Annotated in this window: 6 protein-coding genes; 3 read left to right on the plus strand and 3 right to left on the minus strand. The window is 70.5% G+C overall.

The annotated features are described in order from the left end of the window. Together B7X32_RS16940 and B7X32_RS16945 are read left to right on the plus strand one after the other, a co-directional pair. Positions 1–1,414, plus strand: a 1,414-nt coding sequence (locus B7X32_RS16940) for an amino acid permease (RefSeq protein WP_292722266.1), incomplete at its 5' end; no start/stop codon positions are given. A 2-nt stretch (positions 1,415–1,416) separates the two neighbouring features. Then, entirely contained in the window at positions 1,417–1,890 is a 474-nt protein-coding gene (locus B7X32_RS16945; protein WP_292722269.1) for an Lrp/AsnC family transcriptional regulator, read from the plus strand. 41 nt (positions 1,891–1,931) lie between these two features. On the opposite strand, the gene B7X32_RS16950 is transcribed toward B7X32_RS16945, so the two are convergent. Together B7X32_RS16950 and B7X32_RS16955 are read right to left on the minus strand one after the other, a co-directional pair. Continuing rightward, on the minus strand, positions 1,932–2,894 hold the full coding sequence (locus B7X32_RS16950) for a magnesium transporter CorA family protein (protein ID WP_292722271.1): 963 nt from the start codon (positions 2,892–2,894) through the stop codon (positions 1,932–1,934). Position 2,895: 1 nt separating this feature from the next. Next, positions 2,896–4,467, minus strand: a complete 1,572-nt coding sequence (locus tag B7X32_RS16955; protein ID WP_292722274.1) for a phospholipid carrier-dependent glycosyltransferase — start codon at positions 4,465–4,467, stop codon at positions 2,896–2,898. A 23-nt stretch (positions 4,468–4,490) separates the two neighbouring features. On the opposite strand from B7X32_RS16955, the gene rsmI reads away from it, so the two are divergent. Continuing rightward, complete coding sequence (rsmI, locus tag B7X32_RS16960; RefSeq protein ID WP_292722277.1) at positions 4,491–5,306, plus strand: 16S rRNA (cytidine(1402)-2'-O)-methyltransferase; 816 nt, start codon at positions 4,491–4,493, stop codon at positions 5,304–5,306. A 239-nt stretch (positions 5,307–5,545) separates the two neighbouring features. Here the strand turns inward: rsmI and B7X32_RS16965 are convergent, their stop codons facing one another. Then, complete coding sequence (locus B7X32_RS16965) at positions 5,546–6,484, minus strand: CU044_5270 family protein (RefSeq protein ID WP_292722280.1); 939 nt, start codon at positions 6,482–6,484, stop codon at positions 5,546–5,548. Positions 6,485–6,533: the final 49 nt, after the last annotated feature.

Genomic DNA, 6,533 nt, shown 5'->3' on the forward strand with positions numbered 1-6,533 from the left:
GACCACCGAAGTCCCCCTGACCACGACCACCACCAAGGGCCTGCATCCCGGGCTCACCCGCCGGCAGATCTCCATGATGGGGCTCGGCGGCGCGATCGGCGCCGGCCTCTTCGTCGGATCCGGCCAGGCGATCGGCATCGCAGGACCCGCCGTGATCGTGTCCTATCTGGTCGCAGGCACGATCGTCGTGCTCGTGATGGCGATGCTCGCCGAGATGGTCGCGGCCAACCCGTCGTCCGGGGCGTTCAGCTCCTACGCGCAGAAGGCCATGGGCCGCAGCGTCGGCAGCGCGGTCGGCTGGCTGTACTGGATCCAGCTCGTCGTGGTGATCGCGGCCGAGGCCACCGGCGCCGCCGGCATCGTCGCGCACCGGTTCCCCGGCCTCCCGGAATGGGCGTGGGTGCTGCTGTTCGTGCTCGCCCTCACCGTCGTGAACCTGCTCGGCGTGCGCAACTACGGCCGGTTCGAGTTCTGGTTCGCCGCGATCAAGGTCGCCGCGATCATCGCGTTCCTCGTCGTCGGCGTGCTCGCGATCATCGGCCTGATCCCTGGCACCCCCGCCACCGGGATCGGGAACCTCGTCGACCACGGCGGCTTCGCGCCCACCGGCACCGCAGGCATCGCCGGAGCGCTGCTGATCGTCGTCTTCGCGTTCGGCGGCACCGAGGTCGTCGCGATCGCGGCGGCCGAGTCGGACGACCCCTCGCGCAACATCAGCCGGATCGTGCGTCAGGTCATGGTGCGGATCCTGGTGTTCTACGTCGGATCCATCTTCGTGATCGTCGCCGTGCTGCCGTGGAACTCCGAGTCCGTGCTGGCCGGCCCCTTCTCCGCCGTGCTGGACACGCTCAAGATCCCCGGCGTCGGCCTCGTGATGGACCTCATCGTCATCGTCGCGCTGCTGTCCGCCATGAACGCCAACATCTACGGCGCCTCGCGCATGGCGTTCTCGCTCGGCGAGCGCGGTCTCGCCCCGCTCGCGCTCACCCGCACCAGCGCCGCCGGTGTGCCCCGCGTCGCCGTGCTGAGCTCGGTCGCGTTCGGCTTCGTCACGGTGATCCTGAACTGGATGTTCCCGAACCAGGTGCTGCCCGCGCTGCTGAACGTGGTCGGATCCACCCTGCTGATCATGTGGACGGCCACCGCGCTCGCGCAGTTCATCCTGCGCCGGCGCGCCGACGCCGACGGCACACCGCTGCCGATGCGCATGTGGGCCTTCCCGTGGCTCTCGATCGTCACGCTCGTGCTGCTGGCCGCCGTGATCGTGCTCACCATGTTCGACGCCGGCGCACGCACGCAGCTCCTGCTCACGATCGGCCTCACCGTCGTGCTGCTCGTCGTGGCGCGCCTCACCCGCGGCCTGGCCCGTCCCGGAGTGCTGAAGGACTCCGCCGACGAGGTGTTCCGGGACTGACGATGCGCATCGATGCCCTCGACGCGGCCCTGATCCGGCTGCTCACGGACGCGCCGCAGCTGCCAGTGCTGGAATGCGCACGGCGGCTGGGCGTGGCCCGTGGCACCGTCACCAGCCGTCTCGCGCGGCTGCACGAGAACGGCGTGATCGAGGGCATCGTGCCGCGCATCGACCCGCGAGGGTTCGGATATGCGCTGACTGCGTTCTGCCAGGTGGAGATCGACCAGAAGGTCGGCCATGACGAGGTGGCGGAGGCGCTGGCGTCGGCGATCCCCGAGGTCGTGGACATGTACACGGTCACGGGCGCGAGCGACATGCAGCTGCGCCTGGTGGCGCACAGCGCGGAGCAGCTGCAGGAGGTGCTGGACCGCATCGCCCTGGTGCCGGGCGTCGCCCGCACCGCGAGCTCGATCGCGATGCGCACGCACCTCAGCGGGCGCGTGCTGCCGCTCGTGGAGCACGCCGCCCGGGGCTGAGCGCCGGGCGCGGCCGAGCCCCGTCCGCGGCCGGCCTCGGCCTACTCGTCGTTCCCGGTCCAGCCCTTGTGGCGGAACCACCACCACATGAAGGCCGCGGACGCCGTCATCGTGCCGAGTCCCAGCAGGAGGAACGCCCACGGCCCCACGAGGATGTGCTGCACCTCCCAGTCGAAGTTCATGCCGAAGAAGCCCGTGAGGAAGCTCAGCGGCAGGAAGATCGACGCGATGATCGCGAGCTGCTTGGACGTCTCGCCCTGACGGTTCGCGACCGTCGACAGATAGAGGTCGGTGCACCCCGACACCATCTCGTGATAGCCGTCGATCTCGTCCGTGATCCGGATCAGGTGGTCGTAGATGTCGCGGAAGTAGTCGTGGCTGTCGGCTTCGAGCCCCGCCAGATCCGTGATGACCTCGGCCTGCCGGGCGAACAGGTCGCGCATCGGGACGACGGCCCTGCGCAGCTTCAGCAGCAGGCGCTTGAGCCCGAAGGTCTGCTGCAGCTCCTTGCGGCCGCCCCCGGCGACGATCGCGTCCTCGAGGCCGTTGATCTCCTCGTCGAGGTCGCTGAGGATCGGGAAGTAGCTGTCCACGATCACGTCGATGATCTTGTAGACGTAGTAGCGCTCGGTCTTGGGCGCCGTGGAGTTCTGCAGCAGGGCACGCACCTGGCGCAGGTCCTGGAAGCGGTCCGAGTGCACCGTGACGATGAACTCTCCGCTGAGGTGACAGTGCACCTCCTCCAGCGGATGGTCGTTCTCGTCCTCGGGATGCCGCTCCACGGCGGCCTGCAGCACGAGGAGCGCCCCCTCGCCGTAGACGTCGAGCTTGGGGCGCTGCCCCATGCGCTGGGTGTCCTCGATCGAGAGCGGATGCCAGCCGAGCAGGGTGCCGAGCCGCTGGATCTCCTCCGCGGACGGCGCGACCAGGTCGAGCCAGAAGAACTCGCCCTGCCCGCGCAGCTGCGCGATCAGGGATTCGTCGATGGTGTCGAGGATGCGCATGTCAGATCCAGGTGATCATCCAGTTGTGCGCCTGCCAGAACCACCAGGGCACGGGAAGGCCGATCCAGAGCGGGTAGAAGAACGCGCTCAGCAGCACGATCAGCACCAGGATCACCATGACCGTGCGCTGCCCTGACTGCCGTCGGTGCCTGGCATCGGTCCGCTTTCCGGCGATGTCCCGCAGGGCGAGCGCGAGCGCGAGGATCAGGAACGGCGCCATCACCACCGTGTAGAACTGGAAGATCGTGCGCTCGGGGAAGGCCAGCCAGGGCAGGTACGTCGCGGCGAGTCCCACGAGGGGGATCGCGTAGCTCCACGGCATGGGGGAGCGCAGCACCAGGCCGCGCACGAACCGCACGAGCAGGTAGACCGCGGCGGCGACGCCCAGGTACCAGATCAGCGGGTTCGGGATCGAGGTGATCGTGCCGATGCAGTGATCCGTGCCGAAGCAGGGCGCGTTCTGGCCGCCCACCCAGAACGCGGTGGGACGGATCAGCAGCGGCCACTGCCACGCCGGGCTCGCGTAGGGGTGCGCGGACGTCAGCCCGACGTGGAACGCCAGGATGTCGGAGTGGTACTTGAACCACGAGGTGAGCGCGTTGTCCGTGATGTTGCGGTCGTAGCCGCCCGTGGTGAGGAACCAGCCGCTCCACGACGCGACGTAGACGGCCGCGGCGACCGGCACGAGCAGCGCGAAGCTCGCGAGACCCTGCCGGATCACGGCGTCGGTGGGCCACAGGGCGACGCCCGCGCGGCGGCGGGCGAGCGCGTCGGTCACGACGAGGTAGATCCCCGCGGCGGCGAGCACGTACGCGCCGGACCACTTCACCGAGGTCGCCGCGCCCAGGGCGACGCCCGCCGCGAGCACCCACGGCCGGCGCCAGAACACGCGGCCCCAGAGCGTCGGGTCATCGCCGCGCTCGTGCGAGGCGCGGTCCTCGAGCGCCGGCATCGTCTGCCGCCGGTCGTACACGAGGAACAGGATCCCGAGGACGATGAAGAAGGTGAGGATCCCGTCCAGCAGTCCGATCCGGCTCAGGACGATGCCGAGTCCGTCGACGGCCATGAGCAGGCCCGCGATGCTGGCGACCGTGACGGAGCGGGTGAGGGCCTTGGCGAGCAGGTACACGACGAGCACCGTGAGCGTGCCGAGGATCGCCGTCGAGATGCGCCAGCCGAAGCTGGATCCGGGGCCGAACGCTGCGACGCCGAGCGCGATCAGCCACTTGCCGAGCGGCGGGTGCACCACGAACGCCGCGGTGTCCTCGAGCGCGCTCGTGTCGCCCTTCGCGAACATCTCGTTGGCGCCGGTGCGCCAGGATCCCTCGTACCCCTGCACCCACAGGGACCAGGCGTCCTTGACGTAGTACGTCTCGTCGAACACGATCGTGTGCGGATGCCCCAGCCCCACGATGCGCAGCACCGCGGCGAGGAGGGTGATGAGGGTCGGCGCGAGCCAGGACACGAGCCGGACCCGGGCCGGATCCCCCAGCCAGGCGTCCCGCAGTCGCTCCCAGGCGGTGGGGCGGCCGTCGATGCGAGCGTCGAGGCCGGGCAGCAGAGGCGCGGTCACCCGCTCAGCCTATGCTGGGGCGGGTGATCATCCTCGCGGCCACTCCGATCGGAAACCTGGGCGACGCATCCCGCCGCCTCATCGAGGTGCTGGAGAACGCCACCATCATCGCCGCGGAGGACACGCGCACCACCCAGCGGCTGCTGCAGGGCCTCGGCATCACGAACCGGCCCCGGCTCATCGCGCTGCACGACCACAACGAGAAGGCCAAGGCCGCGGAGCTGGCCGAGTCGGCCGAGACCGAAGACCTCGTGGTGCTCAGCGACGCCGGGATGCCCACCGTGAGCGATCCCGGGTACGGCCTGGTCGCGGCGGCAGCGGAGCGCGGCGTCACCGTGACCGTCATCCCCGGCCCGAGCGCGGTCGTCACGGCGCTCGCCGTGTCTGGACTGCCCACCGATCGCTTCACATTCGAGGGCTTCCTGCCGCGCAAACCGGGGGAGCGGCGCTCGGCGCTGAGAGCGCTTGCCACCGAGCCCCGCACGATGGTCTTCTTCGAGTCCCCGTCGCGCCTCGCCGCGGCCCTGGGCGATATGGCGACGGCGTTCGGCGCTTCTCGACGGGTGGCGGTGTGCCGCGAGCTCACCAAGCTCTACGAGGAGGTGCGCCGAGGCGGCGCCGCCGAGCTCGCCGCCTGGGCGGAGCAGGGCGTCAAGGGCGAGATCGTGGTGGTCGTCTCGGGGGCCGAGCCCCGCGCCGTCTCCCCGGAGGACGCCCTGACCCAGGTGCAGGCGCTCGTCGCCTCGGGCATGCGCCTCAAGGACGCCTGCGCCGAGGTCGCCGCCGCCACGGGCCTCGGCTCCCGGGACCTGTACCAGGCCGCGCTCGCCGCACGCTGACGGGCTGACGCGCGCGGCCGTTCCGTGGTTCGGCTCGGGCTCGCGCTCGCGCCGAATGCACGGGTTGGTGGCGCGAAGTTCCCGTGCGTTCGGCAGGATCCGGTGCACTCGGAGTGCACCGGATCCTGGGGGAGGTCACCGGCGAGGTGACGGCGGCGAGGGCGGCGGCGCGAGGTCGAGAGGCACGGGGACGCTGACCGTCGGCGGCAGCGCGAGCGAGGCGGGGGTGACCGCGCTCATCACGGCACCGCGTCGACGACCGTCGTGGAGATCGTGCTCACCCGCTGCGGCCCCGATTCCCCCTGGGGCATCTCGCGCATGCCGATCAGCTGACCCGTGTCGGGGTCGATGATGATCTCGCGGCGGCTGTCGCCTCGATTCGGCTCGGATCTACCGATCGCGACGCCGATCCGGCCGTCGAGGTTCGCCACGCCGGGCGTCGAGGTGGTGCCGGGGATGAGGGCCAGGGCCTCGAAGAGTCGCGCCCGCAGCAGAGCCGGAAGAGGGTAGGCATCGAGGACATCGGTGATCCGCTTCCAGTCGTCCTCCTCACGCGAGGTGGATCCGCCCTGGTACTGGGCGTCGAAGAAGGCGAGGGTCTCGGCCCCGGACCCCGTGGGGATGGCCAGGATCTCCCTCAGCTGCTCGGCCTGAGAGGGGCCGGTGAAGTTCGGGTATGCGCCTGCAGGGCCGCGACGCACGGTCGTGCCCAGACCGCCGCCGTGGAAGATCTGCACCCATTCGTCGTCGAGGTTCGCCGGGACGTACAGATCGGTCATCCGGATGCGCTCCTGTTCCGTCGTCCCGGTTCCTTCGCCCTCCCCGACGAGGTAGCGCGCCTCGAGCTTCAGGTACTGCCCCGGCCCCGCGACGGGATCCGGATCGGCGAGGGCTTCCTTGGCCGTCTCACGCAACACGATCGCCGCCGCGCTCGCCGTTTCCGGATGCGGCGGGGCGAGGACCCCGCCCACGACGATGACCGCGGCCGCGGCGGCCGCGACCGAGAGTCCGGCGGCGGCCCACCGGATCGGATGCCGGCGACGCGGCGCGCGGGTGGTCCTCTTCGGGGCGGCCTCGTGCATCGCGTTCTCGAGCTTCGCGAATGCCGGTGCGAGTCGCTCGGCGCTGGGTTCCGCGACGTCGTCACGCAGGCTGCGGAGCAGTGTCAGCTCGTCCATTCTCACCCTCCTCAGGTGTGGTGCGGATCTGGCGCCGGGCGCGGTTGAG

It is taken from the genome of Microbacterium sp. 13-71-7, from assembly GCF_002257455.1.
Lineage (GTDB): Bacteria > Actinomycetota > Actinomycetes > Actinomycetales > Microbacteriaceae > Microbacterium.

Bases quoted from the DNA above. Each gene is read 5' to 3' on its own strand.
- B7X32_RS16950 (WP_292722271.1), bottom strand. From the start codon at position 2,894: ATGCGCATCCTCGACACCATCGACGAATCCCTGATCGCGCAGCTGCGC.
- B7X32_RS16965 (WP_292722280.1), bottom strand. From the start codon at position 6,484: ATGGACGAGCTGACACTGCTCCGCAGCCTGCGTGACGACGTCGCGGAA.
- B7X32_RS16945 (WP_292722269.1), top strand. From the start codon at position 1,417: ATGCGCATCGATGCCCTCGACGCGGCCCTGATCCGGCTGCTCACGGAC.